Raw genomic sequence first — 25,106 nt, forward strand, 5'->3', positions numbered from 1 at the left:
TCCCCTTCCGTGACACGACGGCCTCGCTCGGTGCCGCCCGAACAGCGGCAGGTCTACGTGCAGGTCGTGGAAGGCCTGCTCCAGCACGGCCTGAGAGGCCAGGTGTCCCCCCGCCTGCGGGAACGGCTGCGTCAGGCGGGCGTGGACCTGGACCGGCCGCTGTTGCCGCTCTACCCCGTGCCGCTCTGGGCGCGGTGCCTGGAGATCGTCGTCGAAGAGGTGTACCCGGGCCTGCCCAAGGCGGAGGGCTACGCCCGGCTCGCCCGGGCGCACGTGGAGGGCTACGGGGCCACGCTGCTGGGCCGCGCGGTGATGGGCGTGATGCGCGTGCTGGGGCCCCAGCGCATGGTGCAGCGGATGCCGGAGGTGCTGCGCGGCACGGACAACTACACGGAGGTGACGTTGGTGGAGCGAGGCCCCGCGCACTTCGAGCTGCACTTCAACTCGAGCCTCAAGGGGCCCGGCTACGTGGAGGCCCTCTTCGAGGCCATGCTGACCGCGGGTGGCGCGAAGGCGCCTCGCGTGACGAAGCTGTACGACGACGGGGAGCGCACCGAGTACGCGCTCACCTGGGCGCAGGAGCCCTGACGCTCACGTCGCCTGGATGAAGCGCACCGCGTCCTGCATGGATTCGAGGTCCGTGTGGCGCGTGAGGTACATCTCTTCACCCAGCAGCGAGTGGTAGATGGGCGGCAGCTCGCGGTGCACGAGCAGCGACTTGCCCAGCCGTTCGACAATCTGCGAGTGGGAGTGCTTGTAGCGCCGGCCGTGACGGCGGGCGCTGTGGCAGACGTGGTGGCGCGGCGTGTACTGGAAGTCCGCCACCGGGTCGCCGGTCACGACGCGGGCATAGAGCCGGTACACGTCGATGTCGCACGTGTAGTTCATCATGTCCGTCATGAAGCCGCCGGGCGGGCGGAGGTTGGCCTCCAGCACGACGAAGCGGCCGTCTGGCAGGCGGAAGAACTCCAGGTGGAACCAGCGCTCGCGCAGGCCGAACGCGGCGACGACCTGCCGGCCCAGCACGTCGAGCGCGGCGGGGATGTGCTGGAGGCTCCAGAAGGAGATGTCGCGCCGCTCGGTGACGGTCTCCATGCCGCCGTCGCTGTATTCGTGGCTGAGGTTGAAGACGATGACGCCGTGGCGGTCCACGATGCCGTCGTAGGTGACGATGGTGCCGCGCACGAAGGGCTGCGCGACATAGGACGTGGGCAGCGGGTGCGCGAGCGCGGCGTCCACCTCCGCGTCGCTGGCGACCTTGAACGTGTGGGCGGCGCCCACGCCCACGTCGGGTTTGAGCACGAGCGGATATCCCACGCGGGATGCGAACTCCTTCACCTGGTCCGCGTCGCGCACGCGCAGGAGGTCCGGGTGGGGGACGCCGGAGGCGTGGAAGACCTCGGCCATGCCGGACTTGGAGCGCAGCTTGTGGATGTCCGAGGGCTGGAGGCCCGCGACATGGAAGTCCTCGCGCAGCCGGGCTTCGACTTCGAGCCAGGACTCGTTGAGGGACTCGATGCGGTCCATGCGGCCGTGGCGCCAGGTGAGGTAGCCGGTGGCGCGCAGGAGGGCGTCGTAGTCGGTGAGGCTGGGGACGAAGAAGTATTCGCGAAGGGACTCGCGAAGTTCCGGGCGCAGGGACTCGTAGGGTGTGTCGCCGATGCCCAGCACGGTCACGCCGCGCTCGCGCAGCGCGGTGGCGAAGTGGAAGTACTGGGAGGGGAAGTGGGGGGAGATGAAGACGAAGTTCATGGCTCCTGGCGGGCGAGTCCTCCGCTGGGGTGGACCATAGCGGCCCCGCCCGCGCCCTAGAAGCCCGCTGGGGAACAGTGTCCACCAGCGGCACTCGCACGGAGGGCCGTGATGGAGGCGCGTCCAAGCACCTCCTTCGGCTCGGGGCTACTGCGCCAGGTCCGGGCGGTAGGTGGCCAGGGTGCAGCGCATGCGTTGCACCTGCTCCGCGCTGAAGCCCGTCATGCAGGCGTCGTCCGTCAGCTCCATGTAGTTCTGGATGGGGACCGGCACGCCGCCGCAGCTCGTGATTCCCGCGGTGCATCCCTTGTGGGAGGTGGCATTGGGCGGGGTGTCGCAGATGCGGTCGCCGGTGGTGTAGCAGTCCGGCGCGGTGGCCGTGCCGCACCCCGAGTAGTACGTGTGGAACAGGCCCAGGTAGTGGCCCACCTCGTGCGTGACGGTCCGGCCGTTGTGGTACGGCATGACGGGCCCCACCCGTCCGAATGCCAGCCAGTTGATGACCACCCGGTCCTGCGGCTGACCGACGGCGCCCGTGGGCTCCGCGGGGAGAAAGGGCACGTACCCGCGCGAGCCGCCGGCGCTGTTGGTGTAGATGTTCACGTAGCGCGTCGGATCCCACGCGGTGCTGAGCCAGTAGCTGCCCGTGTCCTGGTACCACGTCGTGTTGCAATAGCGCTGGATGCCCGTGGTCGGGTTGCCCAAGGGGTCCACGGTGGCAAGGAAGAACTCAATCTTGCTATCCACCCCGCCGCCTCCTGGAGTGCCCGCCAGCGCGCGGAAGTCCTCATTGAGGACCGCGATCTGGCTATGGACCAGCGCGTCCGAGACATTGCCATTCGCGCAAGCACTGTCCGCGACGACATGGACCACCACCGGGATGCGCCGCACCGTCAAAGGCAGCCACTGAGGGCCGGGGACGGTCGAGTCCATGGAGCAGTCAGAGGCGGAGGGAGAGAACTTCGCCACAAAGGAAGGTACAGGCTCCGGGGCGGCACAGACGCCAGAGTCGACCGGGTGGGACGCTCCGGACAGGAGCGCCAGGGCATGACCGACCATCATGGAATGAAGTGTCATTTGAGCCCAGGATACCTTGGGCTCACGCACCTGGCGCCACCACAGCCCGACGACACCTCCGCCCCGGAATCACTCACAGGGCGGAGCACAGCACACGGCAATCTCAGCTCTTCGTCAGCGGGCGGTAGCGGATCCGGTGCGGCTCCAGCGCGTCCGGGCCCAGGCGCTTCTTCTTGTCCGCTTCGTAGTCCTCGAAGTTGCCCTCGAAGAAGAACGCCTTGCTGTCGCCTTCGAACGCCAGGATGTGCGTGACGATGCGGTCCAGGAACCAGCGGTCGTGGCTGATGACCACCGCGCAGCCCGCGAAGCTCAAGAGCGCGTCCTCCAGGCTGCGCAGCGTCTCCACGTCCAGGTCGTTCGTGGGCTCGTCCAACAGCAGCAGGTTGCCGCCGGCTTTGAGCATCTTCGCCAGGTGCAGCCGGTTGCGCTCGCCGCCGGACAGGTCCTTCACCCGCTTCTGCTGATCCGTGCCCTTGAACGCGAAGCCCGACAGGTACGCGCGGCTGGGCACCGTGCCCGCCTTGCCCAGGTCGATGAGGTCCAACCCCCCGCTCACCTCCTGGAACACCGTCTGCTCACCGTCCAGCGAGTCGCGGCTCTGGTCCACGTAGGCCATCACCACCGACTCGCCAATCCGCAGCTCGCCCGCGTCCGGCTTCTCCGTGCCCGTCATCATCCGGAACAGCGTCGTCTTGCCCGCGCCGTTCGGGCCAATCACACCCACGATGCCGCCCGGCGGCAGCTTGAAGTTCAGCTCGTCGATGAGCAGCCGGTCCCCATACGCCTTGCGCAGCCCCTTCGCCTCCACCACCAACCCACCCAGCGGCGGACCCGGCGGAATCATCACCTCGCCCGTCACGTCCCGCTTCTGCTGCGACTGGTTGAACAGCTCCTCGTACGCGGCGATGCGCGCCTTGCTCTTCGCCTGACGCGCCTTCGGAGACGCCCGCACCCACTCCAGCTCGCGCTTGAGCGTCTTCTGACGGTGGCTCTCCGACTTCTCCTCCAGCTCCAGCCGCTTCTGCTTCTGGTCCAGCCAGCTGGAGTAGTTCCCCTTCCAGGGCACCCCCTCGCCGCGGTCCAGCTCCAGAATCCACTCCGCCACGTTGTCCAGGAAGTACCGGTCGTGCGTGATGCAGACGATGGTCCCCGTGTATGCCTTCAGCGCCTGCTCCAGCCACGCCACGCTCTCCGCGTCCAGGTGGTTGGTGGGCTCGTCCAGCAGCAGCAGGTCCGGCTTCTCCAGGAGGATGCGGCAGAGCGCCACGCGGCGCTTCTCACCGCCGGACAGCTTCGTCACGTCCGCGTCGCCCGGGGGCAGGCGCAGGGCGTCCATCGCCATCTCCAGCGTGCGGTCCAGCTCCCAGCCGTTCGTGGAGTCGATGAAGTCCTGCAGCTTGCCCTGCTCGGCGAGCAGCTTCTCCATGGCCGCGTCGTCCATGGGCTCCGCGAACTTCGCGCTGACTTCATTGAAGCGGTCCAGCGCCTGACGGATCTCCTTCAGGCCCAGCTCCACGTTCCCCTTCACGTCCAGCTTCGTGTCGAGCTGCGGCTCCTGCGCCAGGTAGCCCACCTTCACCGTGGGGTCCGGCTTCGCGATGCCGAAGAACTCCGTGTCCACCCCCGCCATGATGCGCAGGAGCGTGGACTTGCCGGAGCCGTTGGGACCAATCACGCCAATCTTCGCGCCCGGGAAGAAGGACAGGTAGATGCCCTTGAGGATGTCCTTGCCGTTCTTGACCTTGCGCAGGTCCTGCATCGTGAAGATGAAATTCTGGGCCATGGCGGAAGGCCTCCTGGGATTCGCCGAAAAGACGTGAGCGGGGCCAGCGGATAGCAGGGAGCCCCATCCGGCTCAAGGCGCCTGCGTCCGCGCCGTGTCCGGTTGGACGGGGCGCGTCACGCGTCCAGGAGCGAAAACGCCTGCTCGCTGACCAGCGAACCCAATTCGAAGGTGTTAGAGGAAGCGCCCCATGTCCGAGCCCACGACCCCCGCCCTGGAGCTGAAGGGCCTCTCCAAGGCCTACGGAAAGTTCACTGCCCTCCACGCCGTGGACCTCACCATCCGCCCCGGTGAAATCTTCGCCCTCCTGGGCCCCAACGGTGCCGGCAAGACGACCCTCATCGGCAGTGTGTGCGGCCTGGTGAAGAAGTCCGCTGGCACCATGAAGGTCTTCGGCAAGGACCTGGACGTGGACCCCACCGGGCCCCGCTACCAGGTCGGCCTCGTGCCGCAGGAGATCAACTTCGACCCGTTCTTCTCCGTCGCCGAGTCCCTGCGCATCCAGCAGGGCTACTACGGCCAGCCCCGCGACGACGCGCGCATCGATGAAGTCCTCACCGCCTTGAACCTCCAGGCCAAGAAGGACTCGCTCACGCGCGCCCTGTCCGGCGGCATGAAGCGCCGGCTGCTCATCGCCAAGGCGCTCGTCCACAAGCCCAAGCTCGTGTTCCTGGACGAGCCCACCGCGGGCGTGGACGTGGAGCTGCGCCGCGACCTGTGGACGTACGTGAAGAAGATCGCCAGCGAGGGCACCACCATCGTCCTCACCACGCACTACCTGGAAGAGGCGGAGGAGCTGGCGGACCGCGTGGGCATCATCAATGAGGGCCGCCTCCTCATGACCGAGGACAAGGCCGCGCTCCTGCGCCGCTTCGGAGAGAAGCGCCTCGTCGTGACCTTCGCCGAACCGCAGGCCGCCATGCCCGCCGCGGGCACGCGCTTCGCCGCGAGCCTCTCCGCCGACGGCCGCACGCTCACCTACGTAGAGCGCGACAACTGCGCGCCCTCCGGTGAGCTGCTCCGCTCGCTCTACGCGGACGGGCTGCCCATCGCGGAGGTGGAGACGCGGCGCTCGCGCCTGGAAGACGTGCTCATCGAAATCCTCCGTGGCCGCCCCTCGCAGGCCGCCTGAAACCCCGCTCCTTCGAAAAACACCCCATGAACGTCCTCGGGATGCAGACGCTGTTCGCGAAGGAGGTCCGGCGCTTCATGCGCGTGCCGGGCCAGACCGTCCTATCGCCTCTCATCAGCACCACGCTGTATTTCATCGTCTTCGGCTATTCGATTTCGGGCCGCATCCACGAGGTGGAAGGCCACCCGTACCTGCACTTCATCGTGCCGGGCCTCGTGTTCCTGGGCATCGCGAACAACGCGTTCCTGAACAGCTCCTCGTCGCTGTTCATCACCAAGATCCAGGGCACGGTGGTGGACCTGCTGGTGGCGCCGCTGGGGCCCGGTGAGCTGATGGTGGGCTTCATCGGCGGCGCCATGGTGCGCGGCCTGGTGGTGGGCCTGCTCACCTGGGTGGTGGCGGCGGTGTTCTCCGGCTTCAGCCTGGAGCACCCGCTGGCGACGCTCTACTTCCTCTTGCTGTCCAGCTACGTGTTCAGCGTGCTGGGCATGCTCGCCGCCGTGTGGGCGGAGAAGTTCGAGCAGATCAACTTCTTCCCCACCTTCGTGATGCTGCCGCTCACGTTCCTGGGCGGCGTCTTCTACTCGGTGCGCGAGCTGCCCTCGCCGTGGAACCACGTCAGCCTCTTCAACCCCATGGTCTACATGGTGGAGGGGCTGCGCTACGGCATGCTCGGCAGCGGCCTGTTCTCACCGCTCGTGGGCGGGGCCATCCTCGCCCTCACCGCGGCGGTCGCGACGGGCGTCACGTACGCGGTGCTGCGCTCCGGTTACAAGATGAAGGCCTAGGCGTCAGTAGCCCGCCTGCCTCCTCAACGGGTAGGGAGGCGGGCCCCTCCCTGCTGGACAGAACCCCGGTCTTTTTGGAGGTCGGCTGTTTCCCGCCCGGTGAGAAAGCGCGGTATCCTCCCGGACACCCATGGCGGTGGTCTTCGGGAAATACGAGCTGCTTCGAAAAATCGCTTCGGGCGGAATGGGACAGGTGTTCCTCGCCCGGGAGCACGGGACGGGCTTCGAGCGGCTGGTCGTCCTCAAGCTCATCTTGCCGCACCTCGCCGAGGACGAAGAGTTCCTGGAGATGTTCCTGGACGAGGCGCGGCTGGTGGCGCGGCTGTCCCACCCGAACCTCATCACCATCCTCGACCTCTCGGAGATTGAGGGCCGGCACTGCCTGGCCATGGAGTACGTGCAGGGTGAGGACGTGCGCCGGCTGGACCGCTTCGCGCGCAAGCAGGAGCGCCCGCTGCCGGTGGGCCTGGTCGTCCGAATCATCGCGGACGCTGCGGCGGGGCTGTCCTACGCGCACGGTGCGAGGGACGGGCACGGCCAGCCGCTGAAGCTGGTGCACCGCGACGTGTCGCCGCAGAACGTGCTCGTCGGGTTCGACGGGGGCGTGAAGGTCATCGACTTCGGCGTGGCGAAGGCGGCCACCAGCGGTCAGCAGACGGCGACGGGCGTGCTCAAGGGCAAGTACCCGTACATGTCGCCGGAGCAGGCCAACGGGATGGCGGTGGACGGCCGGAGCGACCAGTTCGCGCTCGGTGTCGTGATGTGGGAGCTGCTCACCGGCATGCGCCTCTTCAAGGGCGACACGGACCTGATGACGCTGCGGCTGGTGCGCGACTGCCAGGTGCCGCCGCCGTCGCAGCTCAACCCGAAGCTGCCGCCGGGCCTGGATGAGATTGTCCTCAAGGCCCTGGCGCCCACGCCGGAGGGCCGCTACGCGGACTGCGCCGCGTTCCGCCTGGCGCTGGAGGACTGGACGCTCAACCTGCGGCTGCCGTCCAGCAGCGCGCACCTGGCCGCGTACCTGCGGGAGCTGTACGCGGACCGCATCGCCACGGAAGCAGACCCGGCGAAGTTGGATCAACTGGCCGAGGACGTGGACCTGGACTCTCAGTCCAACTCCTCGCGGGACGGGATGCCCACGTCGGGTGCGCGGGGGCAGGCCGGCTCGCGTGCGTCGAAGCTGGTGGGGCCACCGTCCCGTCCGCCCACGCGCGTGGAGCCGGAGAAGACGCGGAACACCGCGGCCCTGATGCCGGAGCCTCCGAAGCGGCGCGCATGGCTGCCCTTCGTGGTGGGCGGCGTGGCGCTGGTGGTGGGCGGCGCGGCGGTGGTGCTGGTGCGCGGCGGCTCCGAGACGGTGACGCCGCCCCCGGTCGTGGCCACGCGGCCCCCGGATGAGGCGCAGGGACGCACGCCGGAGACACCCACGCGTCCCACGCCGCCGGAGACGCCCGAGCAGAACACGGCGCCCCAGCCGGTGCGCCTGATGGTGACGAGCGAGCCGCCCGGCGCCACGGTGCAGGTGGCGGGCGAGGAGCGCGGCATCACGCCGGTGGCGCTGCCGCTGGTGCCCGGGGAGCCGTCGGTGGCGGTGACGCTCGCGCTCAACGGCTACGAGCCGGTGACGCGGCAGATGTCCGCGGCGGACGCGCCCGCGGTGGCGGTGGCGCTCCAGAAGCGGGCGGCGCGGCCCTCGCCCCAGCCGAAGAAGCCGCCGTCCGGGTCTTCGCTGGGCATCAAGACGGGGCGCTGAGGCGCCGCTCCGTGCCGCCGGTCCGGCGGACAAGCACTGCCCGGGTGAAGCGCGTCAGGAGCGCTTCGCTCGCGACTCCGCTGCCACGACGACGACGTAGCCGTCCGGGTCCTTCGCCCAGAACTCCCAGCGGCGCGAGTTCGGGTTCACGTGCGGCGCCTCCACCCACTCCACCTTCAGCGCCTGCGCCGCCTCCACGCACGCGTCGAAGTCCGTGGTCTCGAACCAGAGCAGCACGCCGTGGCCCTTTGGCGCCGAGTCCGGCCCCATCAGGTTCGCGTGCTCATCCAGGTCCCACGCGTGGAGCTGGAGCACGAGCTCGCCGTTGTTCAGCAGCATCTCGTACTCGGGCCCGCCGTGCCCGCTCTCGCAGCCGAGCACCGCCTGGTACCACCGGCTGCTCGCCTCCACGTCGCGCACCGCGATGAGGGGTTGCGAACGGACGTGGCCGGTGCGGCGGGGCTTGCTCGGCATGGAATGATCCGGAAGGACAGGCTCGCAGGCTCGCAGGCTCGCAGGCTCGGAAGGAGGACGGGGCGCGGACGGCCCCGTCCTCCGGTGAGGCACTACCGCTTGAAGTGGTCGGCGACGACGCTCGCCACCGCGGCGGTCAGCTTCTTGCCCGTGGGGATGTGCAGGAACTCATTGGGCCCGTGTGCGTTGCTGCCCGGCCCCAGCAGGCCCGTGATGAGGAACTGCGCCTCCGGGAAGCGCTCACCCAGCATGCCCATGAACGGGATGGTGCCACCCTCGCCCATCGCCATCGCGGGCTTGCCGAAGCACGCCCTGGACGCGGACTCCACCGCGCTCGACAGCCAGCCGGCCAGCGGCGGCGCGTCCCAGCCCACCGACGCCTTGTCGCCTTCGAACGACACCTTCGCGCCGTACGGCGGATCCTTCTCCAGCGTCTCCTTCAGCGCCTTCGCGGCCGCCTTGGGGTCCACGCGCGGCGGGATGCGCATGGACAGCTTCCACGTCGTGAAGGGGCGCAGCACGTTGCCCGCGCTCGCCAGGCCCGGCACGCCCTCCACGCCCGTCAGCGCCAGCGCCGGCCGCCAGGTGCGGTTGAGCACCAGCTCCTCGCCGTCCGTCGTCACCGGGTTCGCGCCCTCCACCCAGGGGAACTTCGAGAACAGCTCGTCGCCCATCGTCTGGGCGGCGGCCTTCGCCTGCTGGCGCCGGCCCTCCGGAATCTCCGTGTGAAGGGCCTGCACCTTGATGTGGCCCGTGGCCTCATCCTCCACGCGCGACAGCAGCATCCGCATGATGCGCATCGAAGACGCCACCACGCCCGTCGCGTCACCGGAGTGCACACCCTCCGTGAGGATGTCCACGCGCAGGTTGCCGGCCACCATGCCGCGCAGGCTGGTGGTCATCCAGAGCTGCTCGTAGTTCGCGCAACCCGAGTCCAGGCACACCACCAGCGACGGCTTGCCGATGCGCGGCGCCAGCGCCTCGATGTACGCGGGCAGGTCGTAGCTGCCGCTCTCCTCGCACGCCTCGATGACGATGGCGCAGCGCGCGTGCGGCACGCCCTGTTCCTTGAGCAGGCGCAGCGCGGACAGCGACGCGAACGCGGAGTAGCCGTCATCCGCGCCGCCTCGTCCGTAGAGCTTGTCGCCCTCGCGCACGGGGGTCCACGGCGTCAGGCCTTCACGCCAGCCGGTCATCTCCGGCTGCTTGTCCAGGTGGCCGTACAGCAGCACGGTGTCGTCGCCGCGCGTGCCCGGCACCTCCATGTAGATGACCGGCGTGCGGTCCTTGCCGTCCGCCGTCTTCAGCCGCACCACCTCCACCGTCAGCCCCGGCAGGTGCGTGGCCTGCGCGCGGCACCAGTCGGCGATGAGCTGGACGGCCTGCTCCATGTGGCCGGACTTCACCCAGTCCGGGTCGAAGGCGGGCGACTTGTTGGGGATGCGGATGTAGCGCTCCAGCGCCGGGACAATTTCCTGCTCCCAGATGCGCTCGGACGAGGCGAGGGCTTGGTCGACGTTCATGGCGGCGCCATGCTGCCCACCCTGGCGCCCCCTGTCGATGGAAAGCCCCGTCTCCCGAGCGGCGGAGGCCCTCGCTCCAGGCCTCCCCGCCCGCCCGGCGCGCGGCCTGCCGTCCTGCGTCAGGCCGCGTGCGGGTCTGGTTTCACGCGGGGTTCAGGGCTGGATTTCGCGGACACTCAGCCACTTGAAGTCCACGTCCGTCGCGCTGTCCCAGCGGAACACCGCGATGGGGCCTCCCCATGTAATCGGCGCGGCCGGCACGGCGCCGCCGCAGTGCTGGGCATCACCGCCCCACCTGCCGGCGTCCGTGTGGTCGTAGACCTTCTTCCACGTCACCTTGTCCGCGTTCTCGTTGACGTACAGCTCCAGCTTCACTGCCGTCTGGCCGCTGACGGTGACGTTGCGCATGACGGCCTTGAAGCCCACCCAGCGGCCCTTGAGCGCGGAGGTGGCGGTGACGTAGGGCGTCTGGTCGTAGGAGACGTGCCACGTCTCCTTCTCCCAGCGGGCGCGGCCGTCATAGTGCAGGCCGGCCTTGTAGCTGCTGCCCTCGCAGCCGGAGTATTTGTCGTTGTGCTTCCCGCCGCGCGCGTACCACGCGAAGTTGTCCTTCACGTCGGCCACCGCGTTGACCTTCACGAAGCCGGTCATCTCGATGTTCTTCCAGTCGTTCGGCGCCTGCATGTAGCCGCGGCTCGCGAGCACGTCCCGGTCGTAGGTGGGAATCTTCCGGTCGTCGTAGCCCGTGGACGTGAAGACGCTCATCCGCACCTGCTTGTCCTTCATCTTCCAGGAGCCGTCGCTGTTGCGGGTGATGGTGTCCTGCGGGTCGAAGCGCGCGTCCGCCAGCGCGTTGTCCGCCAGCGTCCACGCCTCGCCCCCGGACTTCGAGGCGTAGAGCATGGTGACGCCGAACCGGTCCTTGCCGGACGTGGGCGTGTCGGTGCCGGTGATGGCGGCCCACTCCGCGATGCTGGCCCAGGTGTTGACGGAGTTGCCGTTGACGGTGACGCGCACGTAGCGGGCGTTGCGCGCGGTGAAGCTGTAGCGCTCGAAGTTCGCGGTGGTGCCGGACGACGTCGTGGACACGGCCGTGGACCAGGTGGTGCCGTCCGTGGACGTGGCGAGGACGAACGTGTTGGTCCGCTCGTTGCCCCGGTGCCAGGCGATGTCCACCGCGGACAGCGACTTCACGCTGCCCAGGTCGCCCCGGAGCCACTGCCCCACGCCGTCGCTGGACCAGCGCGTGGTGAGGTTGCCGTCGATGGTGGCGGACGGCAGGTTGCCGTCATTCCCACTGGCGGTGACGGCGGTGAAACCCGACGCGGCGAGCGCCGGTGCGGCGGCCCCGAGCAGCAGGAGCGCGCTCGCGGTGGTGACGTGCCGCTTCCACGGCGATGGATGAGATTGAGACAAGGTGCTTCCTCCTGGCGGCCGAGTACCGGCCTGGCCCCGAGGGCATTCCTTGTCTGGGTTTGTTTCACGGACCGGAAACACGGCGGCCCGCCTCCCCTGCTTCCGGGGTGACGGGCCATGCGTGAAACAGTGTCTGCCTTTGCGTGCGGGCTACTCGCGCAGCTTCACCACCGCCGCGGAGGGGCCTTCCAGGCGCACGACGTTGCCGGTGAGCGGAGACGCCTCCACGGTGCCGCCGTAGCGCGGGGTCTCACTCCACATGACGATGCCCGCGCTCGCGTGCGTGGGCAGCGTGTGCACCAGCGAGCCCCTCAGGTTCACGACGATGAGGAACGTGTCCCCTTCCGCGCGGCGCTCCAGCACGAACGCGTCCGGCCCCAGCGCTCGGGCGTCGTGCGTGCCCTGACGGCTGGTGAGCACGGGCTCCGTGGCGCGCAGGCGCAAGAGCTCCTTGTAGAGCGTGTGCACGCCCGCGGCCTCCGCGCCGTCCAGCTCGCCCCAGTCCAGCGTGGAGCGGGTGAAGGTGTCGCGGGCCTGCGGGTCCGGCACCTCTTCACCCTTGAAGCGCGAGAAACCGGCGAACTCCTTGCGGCGCCCTTCGGTGACGAGCTTGCCCAGCTCCGCGTTGTGGTCCGTGAAGTAGAGGAACGGCGTGCGCGCGTTCCACTCCTGTCCCATGAAGAGCAGCGGCGTGAAGGGCGACATCAGGAGCAGCGTGCTCATGGCGCGGTAGGCGGCCGGCGACACGTCCTCCGACAGGCGGTTGCCGAAGGGCCGGTTGCCCACCTGATCATGGTTCTGGATGCAGTGGACGAAGTGCCACGGCCCCAGCCCCTTCGGGTCCGTGCCGCGCGCGTGGCCCAGGTTCTTCGACTTCTGGCCCGTGTAGAACCAGCCCTGCCGCAGCGTCGCGGCCAGGTCCTCCGCGCTGCCCGTGTAGTCCTGGTAGTAGCCCTCGTGGTCGCCCGCGAAGGCGCGCCGCAGCTGGTGGTGCAGGTCATCCGCCCAGACGCCATCCAGGCCATAGCCGCCTTCGGACGCGGGCGTGACGAGCTTGCGCTCGTTGCGCTCGTCCTCGGCGATGACGACCACGCGGCGGCCGGAGCCAGCGGCGTGGGCGCGCTCCACGATTTCGGCGAGCAGGTGCGGCTGGCCGTCATCCACCAGGGCGTGCGCCGCGTCCAGGCGCAGGCCGTCCGCGTGGTAGTCGCGGATCCACATCTCCACGTTGGAGAGCACCAATGAGCGCACGAAGCGGCTGCCCTCGCTGTCGTAGTTCACCGCGTCGCCCCAGGGCGTGTGGTGCTTGCCGGTGAAGTAGTGCGGCGAGTACGCGCGCAGGTAGTTCCCGTCCGGTCCGAAGTGGTTGTAGACGGCGTCGATGAGCACCGCGAGCCCGTGCGCGTGCGCCGCGTCGATGAGCTTGCGCAGCCCCTTGGGCCCGCCGTAGGTGGCCTGCGGCGCGAAGAGGTCCACGCCGTCGTAGCCCCAGTTGCGCGTCCCCGGAAAGCTGGCCACCGGCAACAGCTCCAGCGTGTTCACGCCCAATTCGCGCAGGTGGGCGAGCTTCGGGATGAAGGCCTCGAAGGTGCCCTCCGGCGTGGCGGTGCCCACGTGCACCTCGTAGATGACCAGCGATTGCGGATCCGGCCCCTTCCAGTGCGAGTCCGTCCAGCCATGGTCGGAGCCCACCACCTCCGACGGGCCGTGCACGCCCTTCGGCTGCGAGCGGGACCACGGGTCGGGGAAGGGGTCTCCGCCGTCCACGCTGAGCTTGTAGCGCGAGCCTTCTGCCATGTCCGGCAGCGCGCCGCCGAAGCAGCCGTCCGCTTCCGGGGTGAGCGGCACCTTGCGCAGGACGCGGTCCTCCGCGTCGTAGAGGACGACGTCCACGCCCTGGTGGCCGGGCGCCCAGACGCGCCAGCGCACCGAGGAACCCTCCACCCACGCACCCAGCCGGGGCGCTTGGGACCGTGCTTCAATCGATTGAGCCATGTGCGCCCGTGTTAATGCGCACGCGCGGCTCCGGGGAGCATCCCGCGCACGTGGGGAACAGCGCTGTTCACGGGCCGACCTCTGGGAGCCCACGAGTGCGGACCGGCGGACGGAGGAGCGCACGCCGGAGGAAAGGGGAAGGTGCGCTCCTGGACCGTCTACGTCCTGTTGTCACCTTGCAATCCCACAGGTAGTGTTCGGCCTTTTACCGGAGACGCCCGACCATGAATGTGCCCACGCGAATGCGGCGCCTGGTCCCGCTCCTCCTGGGAGTCGCGGCCTGTGCCCTGCTCCCGGGCTGCGGTTCCTTCGGCTACTACAAGTACGAGCGCCCCGAGCGCATTCCTCGCGAAGAGGGAGAGCGCATCCGGGACCCGCTGACCTTCGAGACGACGAACGAGTTGGAAGGGCCAACCCTGGCCGCGCTCCAGGTCGCGCTGGCGGACTTCCTCCCCCCAGGAGCGAAGGCCAGCGGCAATCACGAACGGCTGGTCCGTTGTCTCAGTCGTCGGGACGTCTACGACGTCAGGCTCCAGAAGGTGAACGACGACCTGTACGTCATCGCCTTCTCCGCCAACCTCGACCGCTGCGACGAGATGCCACCCGACGCCGTGATTCTGGACGCGGGCGCCACCTATCTCATCGACGGGCAGGGCCGCATCGTCGACATACGGTGACGGCCGGAGCTGCCTTCCTCTTGCGTCCAGCTTGTCCGGTTCAACCGACTAGTCTTTATTTACACGAATTAACCTGATAATGAACGAGCCGCAGGAGAGCCTCTTCCCACCAGGACACCGCACATGGGGATACAGCGAAGCCGTCGGGCTGCCCCATGGGTATGGGTCGCGGTGATGATGGGCTGTTCCACGCCGAACCCGGCGGTGCGCTTCCGCGAGCTCCCCGGTGGAGGGCTTGAGGTGGACGGCCCCCTCGCGGGACCCTTCGAGTCGCTGGAGGCGCTCGCGGAACACACGTGTGAGCTGATGACCGGGCAGCCCGGTGCGTCCTCCGGCCCCTACGGAATGGAGTACTGCGCGCTGCACTACTTCTCCCAGAAGGAGCAGGCGTACTACCTGAGCTACCTCTCAGACCTCGGTGGGACCCGCCCCAATGGGGACAAGTACTGCTTCATCCCCTCATCACTGAACGACCCCTCCCATCCGGACGCGCTCATCCTGGGGGGCGACCACTCACATCCCCACAACCGGCGCTTCTCCCCTCGCGACCTCAGCGCCGCGACCATCCGGTACCCCACGCGCATCGTGGATCAGGGCACCGGGAAGGTCCTCCACCGCCAACTGCTGATGCTCTATCGGGAGAAGAACGGGGAGTGCCGGGCCTATGCCTTCGACCACGTGAACCGCGTCGTCTCCGCGCTGCGCTCGGGAGCGTGGGTTCCCATTGGCGATGTGCCCAATGACCAGGGACACATTGAGCTGCGTCCCGGACAGGACCAGGTGCCATGACACGCTCCCCTCTCTTCATCGTCGCGCTGTGCGGCGTGTTGTCCGGCTGCTCGCTGTTCGGCTACCACCGGTACACCCGGCCGCCCCGCGCCCCCGCTGAGGAAGCGGCCCGCGTGCGGTTCCCCGCGCCAGGCGAGGGGGCCATGAAGTTGGATGGGCCGGCGCTGGCGGCGCTCCAGGTCGCGCTGAGTGACTTCCTGCCCCCCGGTGCCAAGGCCTCCGGCCCCAATGAAGCCCTGGCGCGCTGCCTGTCCCGCCAGGACACCTATGACGTCACCGTGGTGAAGCAGGACGACCTCCACTTCGTCTTCTTCACCGCCAGGCTCGACCGCTGCGGCATTCCTCCGGAGCCCGTCGTGCTCGACATCGACGCGGCCTATGCCGTCGACGCCCAGGGCCGCATCGTCGACGTGAACTGAAGCCTCGGGCCTGGGTGGCTTGTCGCGCCCCGGTGCCTCCCGGATGATGGGACGTCCCCACCCTCCTGGAGCCCCCCGCGATGTCCCCCCGTTCCGGCGTCGACCCCTCCGCCTTCCCCGAAGGCCCGCCCATCCAGGAGCGCGTGGCCGCGCTGGAGGTGCTGTCGCCCCAGGAGATCGACGCGCGCCTGGGCGACCTGGGCTACCGGGGCCAGCCCGAGGCCCGCCGCGCCGCCTCCGTGCTCGCCTACCGCCACCTGCGCCGCATCCGCCGGCTGTACCTGGAGGGGCTGGAGCCCGAGCCCGGCACCCGCGAGAACGCCCTCTTCCTGGGCCCCACCGGCTCCGGCAAGACGTTCCTCGTGGAGCTGATGTTCCGGGAGATTCTCGGCGTGCCCACCGTGCTCGCGGACGCCACCCAGTTCTCCGAAACGGGCTACGTGGGTGACGACGTCAGCACCCTGCTGTCCCGCCTCTACGAAGCCGCGGAGCGCGACGTGGCGTGGGCCGCCTGCGGCGTCATCTGCATGGATGAGTTCGACAAGCTCGCCACCAGCCGCTCCGACAGCCGCTTCTCCGGCCAGCAGACCACCAAGGACGTGAGCGGCTTCGGCGTGCAGCGCAGCCTGCTGCACCTGCTCTCCGCGGCGCAGGCCACCTTCCCTCCGGACTTCGGCTTCACCAGCCGGATCCGCTCCGAATCCCTGGACATGGGCTGCATCACCTTCATCGCCTGCGGCGCCTTCAGCGGCTTTCGCGGCACGGCGGCGACCATGGCCCACGTGGAGCGCGTGGGCTTCGGGCGCGAGCCCGGCAAGGGCGGCCAGAAGGACCTGGAGTCCATCGCCACGCGCATCACGGAAGAGCACCTGGAGAACACCACCGCGTTCTCCCGCTACGGCTTCATCCCGGAGCTGATTGGCCGCTTCAACCGGCTGGTGTCCTTCGACCCGCTGGACGCGGCCACGCTGGGGGACATCCTCCAGGACACCGTGCTGCGCACCTGGGAGCGTGAGTTCGCCCACGAGGGCCTGGAGCTCACCGTGGACCCCGCCGTGCGCGAGTGGATTGTCGCCCGCGCCCTCAAGCGCGAGACGGGCGCCCGCGGTCTGCGCACCGCCCTGGCCCCCGTGCTGGAGCAGGCCGCCTACGAGCACTTCGGCCATGGCAAGGCCGCCACCGTGCGCCTGGTGCTCAAGGACGACGCCGTGCACGCCGTGCGCGGCTGAGCGGAAGCAGCCGACATGCCGGGGCCCGGTCCGCGGGGTCCCCGAAGCGTCGTTCAGCCGGGCCCGTCCTTCACCCGCGAGTCAGACGCCTTACGGTTGAGGCACACGACAGTCGCGCGGAGGCGGCCCATGGCACACATCAACCAGGAAATCCCCCGGGATCAGTGGGCGAGCTACCTCGCCGGCATCAGCAAGCAGGACGCCACCCAGTGGGTGCGCGTGGAGTCCATTGACGCGGAGACCGGCGACCAACCCCTCGCCGACCGCCTGCCCCTGGTGGACATCTCCCTGGAGCGGAAGGGCAGCGACGCGGGCGCGGTGCAGATCATCGTGGGCCGCGAGGACGGGCGCATCACCCACCGCATCCTCGAACCGGACCACCTCTACGCGGAGCTGGACGGAGAGTCGGGCGCGCTGGAGTGCCTGGAGATTGGCGAGCGCGGCGGCAAGACGCTCGTCTTCTTCGAGCGCCCCACGGAGGCCGAGGAGGTCTCCGCCCGCTTCTAGCGCCCGAAACGGCACGGGGCCGACGGGCGCGTCGTGAAGACGCTCCCACCGGCCCCTGCCCCCTCACAAGCGTGACGCTTGAATCACGGGTACAGCGCGCGGGCGCCCTGCTTGTCCAGGGTCGTCAGCACGAGGTCGCCCGTCTGGGTGCCGTTGCACTGCGGGTAGTGCATGACGGAGGAGCGGTCGTAGGTGGAGGTCAGCGCGCGCCACTGGCTGTCCTCGTAGCAGCCGCTCGCCGTGGAGCGGGTGTGCTCGTGACGGAAGCCCAGCGTGTGACCCAGCTCGTGGCGCAGGATGCCCGTCAGCGTCCAGGGCGACAGGTTGCCGAAGGCGCTGCTGTCCACCAGCACGTTGCGGCCGGAGCGGCTGGAGTTCGGGAAGAACGCGCGCGCCACGTAGGACTGGCCCGACACCGGACGGATGTCGAACAGCACGCCCGCCTGGGACGCGGTGCAGGACGCGTCGTACTGGGACAGGTAGACGAACTTGACGTTCGCCGTGGCCTGCCAGGCCGCCGTCGCGCTCGCCATCGCGTTCACCATCTTCGTCTTGTTCGTGCCGAAGTTGTTGCTGATGCAGTAGGTGAGGTTCAGCTTCTGGGTGGCGCTCCACTTGATATCGCCGCCGATGTAATAGACGGCGAGACCGTCCTGCGACTTGCCCAGCTGCGCCTCGACGACGTTGTGGAAGTAGGCCTGCAGCTCCTCCTCGGAGTCCAGGGCCTCGTCACCGTTGACGATGAACTTCCCGCCCTCCCACGGCTCACGGTACGCCTGGGCCTTGAACTCCTCCCACGTGGGCTTGACCTCGGACTCCTGCGCGGACTCGGGGCCACCGCACGCACCGAGCATCAGCGAGGCGCCGGCCAGCATCGCAACAGAGCGGAACTTGAGCATTGGGAGACTCTTCCTGTGTGCTTCGAGGGATGCGCGGCCACCACCCCCTGGCCTTCCCGCCAGTCGCGGTCCGCCGCGCGCCGGGCCATTGAGCAACTGCCGGGCCAACGGCTCTCCCCAGGAGAAAAACAGGAAACGCGGGGATAGCTGGAGCGCTCCCGCTCCAGCCCTCCCCACGTCAACCGTCACTTCACGTGACGTTTACAAAGCCAAGCCCTGTGAAAGACTCAGGTTTTCCCGGGCAGCTCTTGCTGTCTGAGAAGGAGACAGCAAGGTGTCCTGATTTCGGTCAGGCCTGCCCGTGGTTTTCCTGGGAATCCCTAGAGGATGGCGCGGCGCATCTTCCAGTAGGTCTCCTTGGCCATGCGGAAGGTGTTGGAGCCCGGGGGCAGCAGGGCGCGCAGCAGCTCCGCGGACTGAATCTGGAGGGGGCGCACGCAGTGGGCATCCAGCTGGTGGCGCAGGTAGCCCACCATGTCGCGGCTCCGGTACTCGTTGAAGTAGTTGCGCAGCTGCGCCTCCGTGCGGGCCTTGCCGTTGTCCGCGTACTTGGCCACGAAGGGGCTGAAGTCCGGGTAGAGGCTGCCCTTGCCGAAGCCGCCGTGCACGGTGGTCTTCATGAAGTTGCCGATGAGCAGGTCGTCGAACACCTGGTACTTCACTGCGGTCATCAGCGAGCCGCGGGGCGCCTCGAAGGTGATGCCCTTGTGGAAGCGGCGCTTGGTGAACTCGATGACGTGCTCCTGGCCGCCCACGCGGAAGCGGAGGAAGTCCATCACCGTGCCCAGGTGCTCCACTGCGCGGAAGTACTGCTCCAGCTGCTTCACCTCGTCCGCTTCCAGGCGCTCGCTCCAGTCGTCCCCGAAGTCCTTGGGGTCCAGCGGCCGGATGGTGCGCTCCTTCGGGTTGATGGAGACGGAGGAGTCGTTGGTGAAGTCGTGGCGCAAGAAGGCCGGGAGCATCTCGCAGGAGTTGGAGGCGAAGCCCCGCGCGTAATCCGGCAGCGTGGTGGTGTACTCGGAGCACCAGACGCTGTCGGCGCGCTGGTACTTGTGCATGGAGCTGAAGGGGACGAAGTAGCGGACGCCGTACGTCTCCGCCATGCGCGCAATCGTTTGTCCCACGGGCGTCTTCGCCGCCGCGTACGGGAGGATGCGCCGCCCGTCCTCGGTGAAGAAGTTCATCATGTCCGCGTCGCCGTAGCCGGACAGGGCCAGCAGGTACGTCTCGCCGTACTCCTTGATGACCCGGCGCACGAAGCGGCCCTGGCCGCGGTCACCGGCGTCGTTGAGGTTGACAATGAGCCGGCCGCCCACCTCCACCAGCAGCACCGCGTCCTGGTTCACGTCTGGGATGCACAGCACACGGATGCGCGGGGACAGGCGCGTCCACTCGCGGTCCTGGAGCACCTGGACCTTGAAGCCCGCCTCGAGCAGGTCGTCGCGGATGCGGCCGCCCACGTGGTTGGGGACCAGCAGGGTGCGCTCGCGCAGCTTCTCCAGCGAGGCCATGCTCAGGTGGTCCGGGTGGCCGTGCGACAGCCACACGTAGGGGCAGTCCAGGATGGACTGGCGCTGCTCGTCCGGAACCTCGTGGGACAGCGTCCAGCTGCCGAAGTATGCGTCCCCGTCCGTCCAGGGGTCGGTCACCAGCACCGGCCCGTTGTCGTGACAGATGAGTGTGGCGTTGCCAATCGTCTCGAAACCCAGCTCCATTGCGCGCCCCCTTGAACCCCTCACGCCGCTCCCATTCATTGCGCGTGTGAACGAGAAGGTGGCACCCGGACTTTTGCCTACAAGCTTGGGAAACAAGCTTCACGCCTGGCCGGTAGCCCTCCGCGCCTGCGGCCCAGGAAAGGGCCTTCCCTTGTCAGGCGGTTCGCGGCGGACGGCACGCCCCCCGGCGGATCCACGCTGTCCCCCGGCATCGCATCCGGGGGCACGCCGCGGCCCTGGCGGGGCTGTTCCACGCGCCCCTGTCCACCGGCGGACACGCGGATCCGCGCCTGCCGTCAGCGCCGGCGGGACACGAGCGAGAGGATCTGCGGGCCGTAGCGCTCCGCGAGCGTGGGGCCCACGCCGTGGATGGACATCAGCTCCGCGCCGCTGGAGGGCCGGGCGCTGGCGATGGCGTCCAGCACGCGGTCGGTGAGGATGCGGAAGGCGGGCACCTTGCGCTTGCGGGCCTCGGTAAGGCGCCACTCCTTGAGGGTCGCCACCAGGGCGGGGGACGCCGGGGGCGGGTCGAAGTCTGGAGGCGCGTTGCGGGACGCGTTCCAGGAGGCGCGGGGCCCCCCCAGGCCCGGTGATGACTCCGGCGTGGCGCGCGCCTTCCAGCCGCGGGCCGGAGGGGGCTCGGCGGGGAAGGACTCCTGGCTGAAGTCCGCGTCGTTGGAGGCGCCGCGCGGGGCCCGGGACTCCGAGGCGCCCCGGCGACCCTTGCCACGTCCCCGGGGCGAGGCCGCCGCGCTGGAGGCGGCGCGCTTGCGAGTCGTGCGCTTCGTGGTGCCGGAGGCCGCCGTGCGGCCCTTGCGCTTCTTGGAGGGCACCTCGCGCGCCTGGGGGAGCACCACCTGTCCGGGGGCGATGACGCGGGCGCGGCGGCCGGTGTCCGTGAGGGACAGCCGCTGGAAGAGGATGACCTGGCCGTCCTTGTCGAAGGAGTCCGAGTCCAGGCGCACCAGCCCCGAGCGCACCAGTCCGCCCACCAGCCGTTCGAAGTCGCGGCGGTGGAGCTGCTCCCCGAAGAGCTCCCGGTGGAGCCGCCCGGTGGCCTGGCCGTCGCGGGCGTGGAGTGCCTCCAGGATGCGGCCCAGCGCGTGGGCCTCCAGGGCGGAGGGCTCCTCGAAGCGGACCACCTCGCAGGACTCGGGGGCGCAGACGTCGCACAGGCCGCAGGCGGCGCCGGAGTCCTGCACGTCGCCGAAGTGCGCGACCAGGTGGCGCATGCGGCAGTCATGCGCCTCCGCGTACCGGCCCATCTGTTCCAGGTGGAGCTGCTTGCGCTCGCGCTGCGCGATGTACGCCACGGCCCAGCCCGCGCGGCCGCGCCGCACGTCCTCGTCCGGGGTCATCTCCACGCCGCCGTGGATCCACAGCTGTTCCAGGGCCTTGTCGAAGATCTCCGGGTCGCCGCGCACGCGGGCCTGGATGGAGGCCTTGGGCTCGAACTCGTTGGAGGTGGCCTGGTAGATGCGCTCCAGGAGTGAGGGGTCCGGGTAGTCGCGGCGGTGGAAGAACTCATGGGTGCGCCGGTCCACGAAGGCGTGGAGCAGCACCGCGCGCGAGTCCTTGCCGTCACGGCCCGCGCGGCCCAGCTCCTGGTAGTAGCCCTCCAGGCTGGCCGGCAGCGCCGCGTGGATGACGGTGCGCACGTCCGGCTTGTCGATGCCCATGCCGAACGCCGTCGTGGCGACGATGACCTCCAGGTGGCCCTTGAGGAAGGCGGCCTGGATGCGGTCGCGCTCCGACGGCTGGAGGCCCGCGTGGTACGGCGCGGAGTGGAAGTCGTGCGCGAGCAGGTCCGCGTACTGCTCCGCGTGCTTGCGCGTGGACGCGTAGACGATGGCGGGCCGGTGCTCCGGGTTCCTGAGCAGGGACAGGATGGCGTCGCCGCGGGCGCCCGGGTTGAGCTCGCGCACCTCGATGGCGATGTTGGTGCGGCGGAAGCCGTGGATGAAGGTGTGCGCGGCGCCGCCGCGTGAGCCGCGCAGGCCCAGCTGCTGGACGATGTCCTTCTGCACGTCCGGCGTGGCGGTGGCGGTGAGCGCGACCACGGGGGCGGGACGCAACAGCGGCAGGCGCGAGCCCAGCAGCCGGTAGTCCGGACGGAAGTCGTGGCCCCACTGCGAGATGCAGTGCGCCTCGTCGATGGCGATGAGCGAGGGCGTGCGGCGGGCCAGGAGCTCCACGAAGCCGGGGACGCCCAGGCGTTCCGGGGCGATGAAGAGGAAGTCCAGGCGGCCTTCGAGGTACTCGGCGCAGACCTGCCGGGAGGTGGCCCGGTCGCGGCCGGAGTGGATGCGGTCCGCGGCGAAGCCCAGCGACTGGAGCCTCAGCACCTGGTCCTCCATCAGCGCGATGAGCGGGCTGACGACGACGGTGGTGCCCGCGCGAGCCAGGCCCGGCAGCTGGTAGCAGAGCGACTTGCCCGCGCCCGTGGGCATCACCAGCAGCAGGTCCTCGCCGGACGTGGCCGCGCGGCAGACCTCTTCCTGGTACGGGCGGAATTCGTTGAAGCCGAAGGCCTCCTTGAGGAGGCCGCGCAGCTTGTCCGGAGGCGTGGGCGCGCGGTGCACGCGCTCTGGCCGGGTGCTGCCCATGTTCACGGTTTGAGGCTGACGTTTGGCCCGGCCGAAGCCCTCGGAGGAGGCCTGCACGAAGGCGGTGCGCACCTCCGCGGAGGGAATCGTGGGAGGGCGCTCCTGCACGTGTGGTGACGCGGCCCGGGCGGTGCTCCCGGTGGCTGCACCCGTCCAGCCCCCCGCGTCACCGTGGAAGCCGTGAGCCGGAGCGCCCGTCGCTGGCCGTGAGGGTCCTGTGTGGGCGGAAGTCCCCGCCGCGTGATGAGCACCACCGAGGTGGGCTCCGGCTCCACCGAGCGCGGAGGCTCCGACTTCATTGCGCGCGGTGTTGGCACGGGCCGCGCTCTGGACGGTGGCGGTCGCGGCCTCACGGGTCCGGAAGAGTTCCTCCGTGGGGCCCTGCGCGGGGTGCGGCCTGCTGGTTTCGAAGCGTCCGCTCGAGGGCGCAGGTCCAGTCTGCGCAGGCGTGGGAGGCAGCGACGTGGGCGCCTGGCCCACGACCTCCCGCACATACGCCTCGATGCCACTCATGAACGAATCCAGCGCGCCCTGCCCGCGCTCGATGCGCTGGAGCCACGCTTCCCACTGCCCCGTCATCACGGGGGACTTCACATCCGGGTGCACCACCCCGATGAGGTGGATGCCCTTCTCCGTGGCCACCAGGCGCTTGCCCTCGCGGGTCAGGTACTCGCGCTCGAGCAGCAGCTCGATGGTCGCGGCGCGTGTGGCGGGCGTGCCCAGCCCCGTGTCGCGCATCGCGTCCACCAGCTCCTTCTCATCCAGCGTGCGCCCCGCGGACTCCATCGCCGTCAGGAGCGTCGCCTCCGTGAAGCGCGGCGGTGGGCGCGTGCGCTTCTTCACCGCCTCCACGTCCTCCACCGTCTGCGCCTGTCCGCGCGCGAGCCCCGGAGGCAGGTCCTGCGGTTCGTCGTCCGGCTCCTCCTCCTTGTCCTTGTCCGCGCCCTTCTTGCCCTCCGGCTTGAGGCGCGGCGCCTTCTGCCCGCCCCCCACGTCCAGGACCTTCCAGCCCACCTTCTCCACCTGCGTGCCCGCGCTGTGGAAGCGGTCCACCACCGGCCCCGCGTCCCCCTTGGACGTCACCGCGGTGATGACCGTGGTCACCTTCCAGACGTGGTCCTCGTGCCACGCCTGGAGCAGCCGCCGGCACACCAGGTCATAGAGGCGCTGCTCGTCCGGAGACAGCCGCACGCCGGACGCCGGCATGGGCGTGGGGATGATGGCGTGGTGGTCCGTCACCTTCGAGTCATCCACGTAGCGCTTGCCCAGCGGGCGCTCGCCCGTGCCCGGCGCCAGGTCCTCCTGGTAGGGCGAGGCGATGGCGCGCACCACCTCCGGCAGCGTGTCCGCCACCGTCTCCGACAGGTGCCGGCTCGCGGTGCGCGGGTAGCTCAGCAGCTTGTGCTTCTCATAGAGCGCCTGCGCGACCTCCAACGTGCGCTGCGCGCTGAAGCCGTAGAGCCGGTTCGCATGGCGCTGGAGCTCCGTGAGGTCGTAGAGCAGCGGCGGCGGCATCCGCTTCGTCTCCGCGTCCAGCGACTCCACCACCGCGTTGCCGCTGCGCACGCGGTCGATGACACGGCCCGCCTCCACGCCGTCCGCGTCCAGCCGGCGCGCCTCGCGCACGGACTCGTAGCCGGGCGGAATCACCGGCTTGCCGTCCGGCCCCGAGCGAAACCACGTGCCCTGATAGCGAGCCCCGACGGGCGCGCCCTTGCCGCGAGGCGAGAAGGTGGCCACGACCTCCAGGTAGTCCCAGGGCACGAAGTCGCGGATGGCCAGCTCGCGCTCCACCACCATGGCCAGCGTGGGCGTCTGCACGCGCCCCACGGACAGCATGTTGCCGTAGGTGCCGCTCGCCAGCGTGTAGAGGCGCGACAGGTTCATGCCCACGAGCCAGTCCGCGCGGCTGCGCCCCATGGCGGCGGCGGCCAGCGGCGCGTAGGCCTTGCCGTCCTTGAGGTGCTGGAAGCCGTCGCGGATGGCGCGCTCGGTGAGCGACGACACCCACAGCCGCTGTACCGGCTTGCGGCACGCGGCGGCGTCGTAGATGTACCGGAAGATGAGCTCGCCCTCGCGGCCGGCGTCCGTGGCGCACACCACCGCGGACACCTCCGGCGCGTTCATCACGCGGCGGACGACCTCGAACTGGTCCTTCGTGTTGGACGACACCACCAGCGGCCAGTCCCCCGGCAGCATGGGCAGCTGCGAGCGGTGCCACTTCTTCCACTCGGGGTGAATCTCATGCGGCTGGGCCAGGCCCACCAGGTGGCCAATGGCCCACGTCACGACGTAGCCGTTGCCGCGCAGGAAGCCCTCGCCGCGCTCGGTGGCACCGAGCACCCGGGCGATGTCGCGCGCCACGGAGGGCTTCTCCGCCACCACCGCGAGGACGGAGCCCCGCCCACCGCGAGCCGTCCCACCGTCCACGCTCGCGTCCCGCGACACCGACCTGTCCCATCCGGGCGACTCGCCCATCTCATCCCACCTCATGACCTGTCCCCTCCCCGCCCCTGGGGCGCCCACCCGCGGGGTCGGGCCCCCCACCGTGCGCGTCCCTACCCTTCCCTAT

At 69.5% G+C, this 25,106-nt stretch carries 19 protein-coding genes; 9 read left to right on the forward strand and 10 right to left on the reverse strand.

Features of this window, described 5'->3' with window-relative positions; genetic code table 11:
- Positions 1-9: 9 nt before the first annotated feature.
- Positions 10-588: a DUF2378 family protein gene (locus D7X30_RS09445; protein WP_233591475.1), complete on the forward strand. Its 579-nt coding sequence runs from the start codon at positions 10-12 to the stop codon at positions 586-588.
- 3 nt (positions 589-591) lie between these two features.
- Here D7X30_RS09445 and D7X30_RS09450 read toward each other — a convergent pair whose 3' ends face one another.
- The 3 genes from D7X30_RS09450 to ettA form a co-directional block, all read right to left on the reverse strand.
- Entirely contained in the window at positions 592-1,752 is a 1,161-nt protein-coding gene (locus D7X30_RS09450; protein WP_120562489.1) for an acetyl-CoA carboxylase biotin carboxylase subunit family protein, read from the reverse strand.
- A 147-nt stretch (positions 1,753-1,899) separates the two neighbouring features.
- The gene (locus D7X30_RS09455) at positions 1,900-2,685 is read right to left on the reverse strand and encodes a zinc metalloprotease (protein ID WP_233591476.1); all 786 of its coding nucleotides are present in this window, start codon (positions 2,683-2,685) and stop codon (positions 1,900-1,902) included.
- Positions 2,686-2,932: 247 nt separating this feature from the next.
- Positions 2,933-4,612: an energy-dependent translational throttle protein EttA gene (gene ettA, locus D7X30_RS09460; protein WP_120562491.1), complete on the reverse strand. Its 1,680-nt coding sequence runs from the start codon at positions 4,610-4,612 to the stop codon at positions 2,933-2,935.
- 190 nt (positions 4,613-4,802) lie between these two features.
- Here ettA and D7X30_RS09465 point away from each other — a divergent pair, with 190 nt between their 5' ends.
- The 3 genes from D7X30_RS09465 (at position 4,803) to D7X30_RS09475 (ending at position 8,285) form a co-directional block, all read left to right on the forward strand.
- A complete protein-coding gene (locus tag D7X30_RS09465) occupies positions 4,803-5,744 on the forward strand; it encodes an ABC transporter ATP-binding protein (protein WP_120562492.1) in 942 nt (313 codons plus the stop codon).
- A 26-nt stretch (positions 5,745-5,770) separates the two neighbouring features.
- The gene (locus D7X30_RS09470) at positions 5,771-6,532 is read left to right on the forward strand and encodes an ABC transporter permease (RefSeq protein ID WP_120562493.1); all 762 of its coding nucleotides are present in this window, start codon (positions 5,771-5,773) and stop codon (positions 6,530-6,532) included.
- Positions 6,533-6,662: 130 nt separating this feature from the next.
- Positions 6,663-8,285, forward strand: coding sequence for a serine/threonine-protein kinase (locus D7X30_RS09475; RefSeq protein ID WP_120562494.1), 1,623 nt, complete (start codon positions 6,663-6,665; stop codon positions 8,283-8,285).
- Positions 8,286-8,339: 54 nt separating this feature from the next.
- Here the strand turns inward: D7X30_RS09475 and D7X30_RS09480 are convergent, their stop codons facing one another.
- The 4 genes from D7X30_RS09480 to treZ form a co-directional block, all read right to left on the reverse strand.
- Entirely contained in the window at positions 8,340-8,759 is a 420-nt protein-coding gene (locus D7X30_RS09480) for a VOC family protein (protein ID WP_120562495.1), read from the reverse strand.
- 92 nt (positions 8,760-8,851) lie between these two features.
- A complete protein-coding gene (locus D7X30_RS09485; RefSeq protein ID WP_120562496.1) occupies positions 8,852-10,282 on the reverse strand; it encodes a M20 family metallopeptidase in 1,431 nt (476 codons plus the stop codon).
- A gap of 153 nt (positions 10,283-10,435) precedes the next feature.
- Complete coding sequence (locus D7X30_RS09490) at positions 10,436-11,698, reverse strand: discoidin domain-containing protein (RefSeq protein WP_120562497.1); 1,263 nt, start codon at positions 11,696-11,698, stop codon at positions 10,436-10,438.
- Positions 11,699-11,848: 150 nt separating this feature from the next.
- Entirely contained in the window at positions 11,849-13,693 is a 1,845-nt protein-coding gene (treZ, locus tag D7X30_RS09495; RefSeq protein WP_120562498.1) for a malto-oligosyltrehalose trehalohydrolase, read from the reverse strand.
- 242 nt (positions 13,694-13,935) lie between these two features.
- On the opposite strand from treZ, the gene D7X30_RS09500 reads away from it, so the two are divergent.
- From D7X30_RS09500 to D7X30_RS09520, 5 genes are all read left to right on the forward strand, one after another.
- Positions 13,936-14,370 (forward strand): hypothetical protein, encoded by a 435-nt coding sequence (locus tag D7X30_RS09500; RefSeq protein WP_233591477.1) that lies wholly within the window; start codon positions 13,936-13,938, stop codon positions 14,368-14,370.
- 174 nt (positions 14,371-14,544) lie between these two features.
- Entirely contained in the window at positions 14,545-15,159 is a 615-nt protein-coding gene (locus D7X30_RS09505) for a hypothetical protein (protein WP_233591478.1), read from the forward strand.
- The gene (locus D7X30_RS09510) at positions 15,156-15,578 is read left to right on the forward strand and encodes a hypothetical protein (protein ID WP_120562500.1); all 423 of its coding nucleotides are present in this window, start codon (positions 15,156-15,158) and stop codon (positions 15,576-15,578) included. The genes D7X30_RS09505 and D7X30_RS09510 overlap by 4 nt, the downstream gene beginning before the upstream one ends.
- Before the next feature lie 80 nt (positions 15,579-15,658).
- Entirely contained in the window at positions 15,659-16,807 is a 1,149-nt protein-coding gene (locus D7X30_RS09515; RefSeq protein ID WP_120562501.1) for an AAA family ATPase, read from the forward strand.
- Between the two features lie 129 nt (positions 16,808-16,936).
- Positions 16,937-17,314 carry a DUF5335 family protein gene (locus D7X30_RS09520; RefSeq protein WP_120562502.1) on the forward strand — a complete coding sequence of 126 codons (378 nt, stop codon included), beginning with the start codon at positions 16,937-16,939 and terminating at the stop codon, positions 17,312-17,314.
- Between the two features lie 83 nt (positions 17,315-17,397).
- Here the strand turns inward: D7X30_RS09520 and D7X30_RS09525 are convergent, their stop codons facing one another.
- The 3 genes from D7X30_RS09525 to D7X30_RS09535 all read right to left on the reverse strand — a co-directional run bounded on the left by D7X30_RS09525 (position 17,398) and on the right by D7X30_RS09535 (position 25,027).
- The gene (locus D7X30_RS09525) at positions 17,398-18,213 is read right to left on the reverse strand and encodes a matrixin family metalloprotease (protein WP_120562503.1); all 816 of its coding nucleotides are present in this window, start codon (positions 18,211-18,213) and stop codon (positions 17,398-17,400) included.
- A 320-nt stretch (positions 18,214-18,533) separates the two neighbouring features.
- Positions 18,534-19,928, reverse strand: coding sequence for an MBL fold metallo-hydrolase (locus D7X30_RS09530; protein ID WP_120562504.1), 1,395 nt, complete (start codon positions 19,926-19,928; stop codon positions 18,534-18,536).
- Positions 19,929-20,224: 296 nt separating this feature from the next.
- On the reverse strand, positions 20,225-25,027 hold the full coding sequence (locus D7X30_RS09535) for a DNA topoisomerase 3 (RefSeq protein ID WP_199724214.1): 4,803 nt from the start codon (positions 25,025-25,027) through the stop codon (positions 20,225-20,227).
- Between the last annotated feature and the right edge of the window lie 79 nt (positions 25,028-25,106).

The organism is Corallococcus sp. AB011P, from assembly GCF_003611605.1.
Classification (GTDB): Bacteria; Myxococcota; Myxococcia; order Myxococcales; family Myxococcaceae; genus Corallococcus; species Corallococcus coralloides.

Bases quoted from the DNA above. Each gene is read 5' to 3' on its own strand.
- D7X30_RS09520 (WP_120562502.1), top strand. From the start codon at position 16,937: ATGGCACACATCAACCAGGAAATCCCCCGGGATCAGTGGGCGAGCTAC.
- D7X30_RS09455 (WP_233591476.1), bottom strand. From the start codon at position 2,685: ATGGACTCGACCGTCCCCGGCCCTCAGTGGCTGCCTTTGACGGTGCGG.
- D7X30_RS09450 (WP_120562489.1), bottom strand. From the start codon at position 1,752: ATGAACTTCGTCTTCATCTCCCCCCACTTCCCCTCCCAGTACTTCCAC.
- D7X30_RS09475 (WP_120562494.1), top strand. From the start codon at position 6,663: ATGGCGGTGGTCTTCGGGAAATACGAGCTGCTTCGAAAAATCGCTTCG.
- D7X30_RS09485 (WP_120562496.1), bottom strand. From the start codon at position 10,282: ATGAACGTCGACCAAGCCCTCGCCTCGTCCGAGCGCATCTGGGAGCAG.
- treZ (WP_120562498.1), bottom strand. From the start codon at position 13,693: ATGGCTCAATCGATTGAAGCACGGTCCCAAGCGCCCCGGCTGGGTGCG.
- D7X30_RS09480 (WP_120562495.1), bottom strand. From the start codon at position 8,759: ATGCCGAGCAAGCCCCGCCGCACCGGCCACGTCCGTTCGCAACCCCTC.
- D7X30_RS09525 (WP_120562503.1), bottom strand. From the start codon at position 18,213: ATGCTCAAGTTCCGCTCTGTTGCGATGCTGGCCGGCGCCTCGCTGATG.
- D7X30_RS09505 (WP_233591478.1), top strand. From the start codon at position 14,545: ATGATGGGCTGTTCCACGCCGAACCCGGCGGTGCGCTTCCGCGAGCTC.
- ettA (WP_120562491.1), bottom strand. From the start codon at position 4,612: ATGGCCCAGAATTTCATCTTCACGATGCAGGACCTGCGCAAGGTCAAG.
- D7X30_RS09510 (WP_120562500.1), top strand. From the start codon at position 15,156: ATGACACGCTCCCCTCTCTTCATCGTCGCGCTGTGCGGCGTGTTGTCC.
- D7X30_RS09515 (WP_120562501.1), top strand. From the start codon at position 15,659: ATGTCCCCCCGTTCCGGCGTCGACCCCTCCGCCTTCCCCGAAGGCCCG.
- D7X30_RS09500 (WP_233591477.1), top strand. From the start codon at position 13,936: ATGCGGCGCCTGGTCCCGCTCCTCCTGGGAGTCGCGGCCTGTGCCCTG.
- D7X30_RS09530 (WP_120562504.1), bottom strand. From the start codon at position 19,928: ATGGAGCTGGGTTTCGAGACGATTGGCAACGCCACACTCATCTGTCAC.
- D7X30_RS09465 (WP_120562492.1), top strand. From the start codon at position 4,803: ATGTCCGAGCCCACGACCCCCGCCCTGGAGCTGAAGGGCCTCTCCAAG.
- D7X30_RS09535 (WP_199724214.1), bottom strand. From the start codon at position 25,027: ATGAGGTGGGATGAGATGGGCGAGTCGCCCGGATGGGACAGGTCGGTG.
- D7X30_RS09470 (WP_120562493.1), top strand. From the start codon at position 5,771: ATGAACGTCCTCGGGATGCAGACGCTGTTCGCGAAGGAGGTCCGGCGC.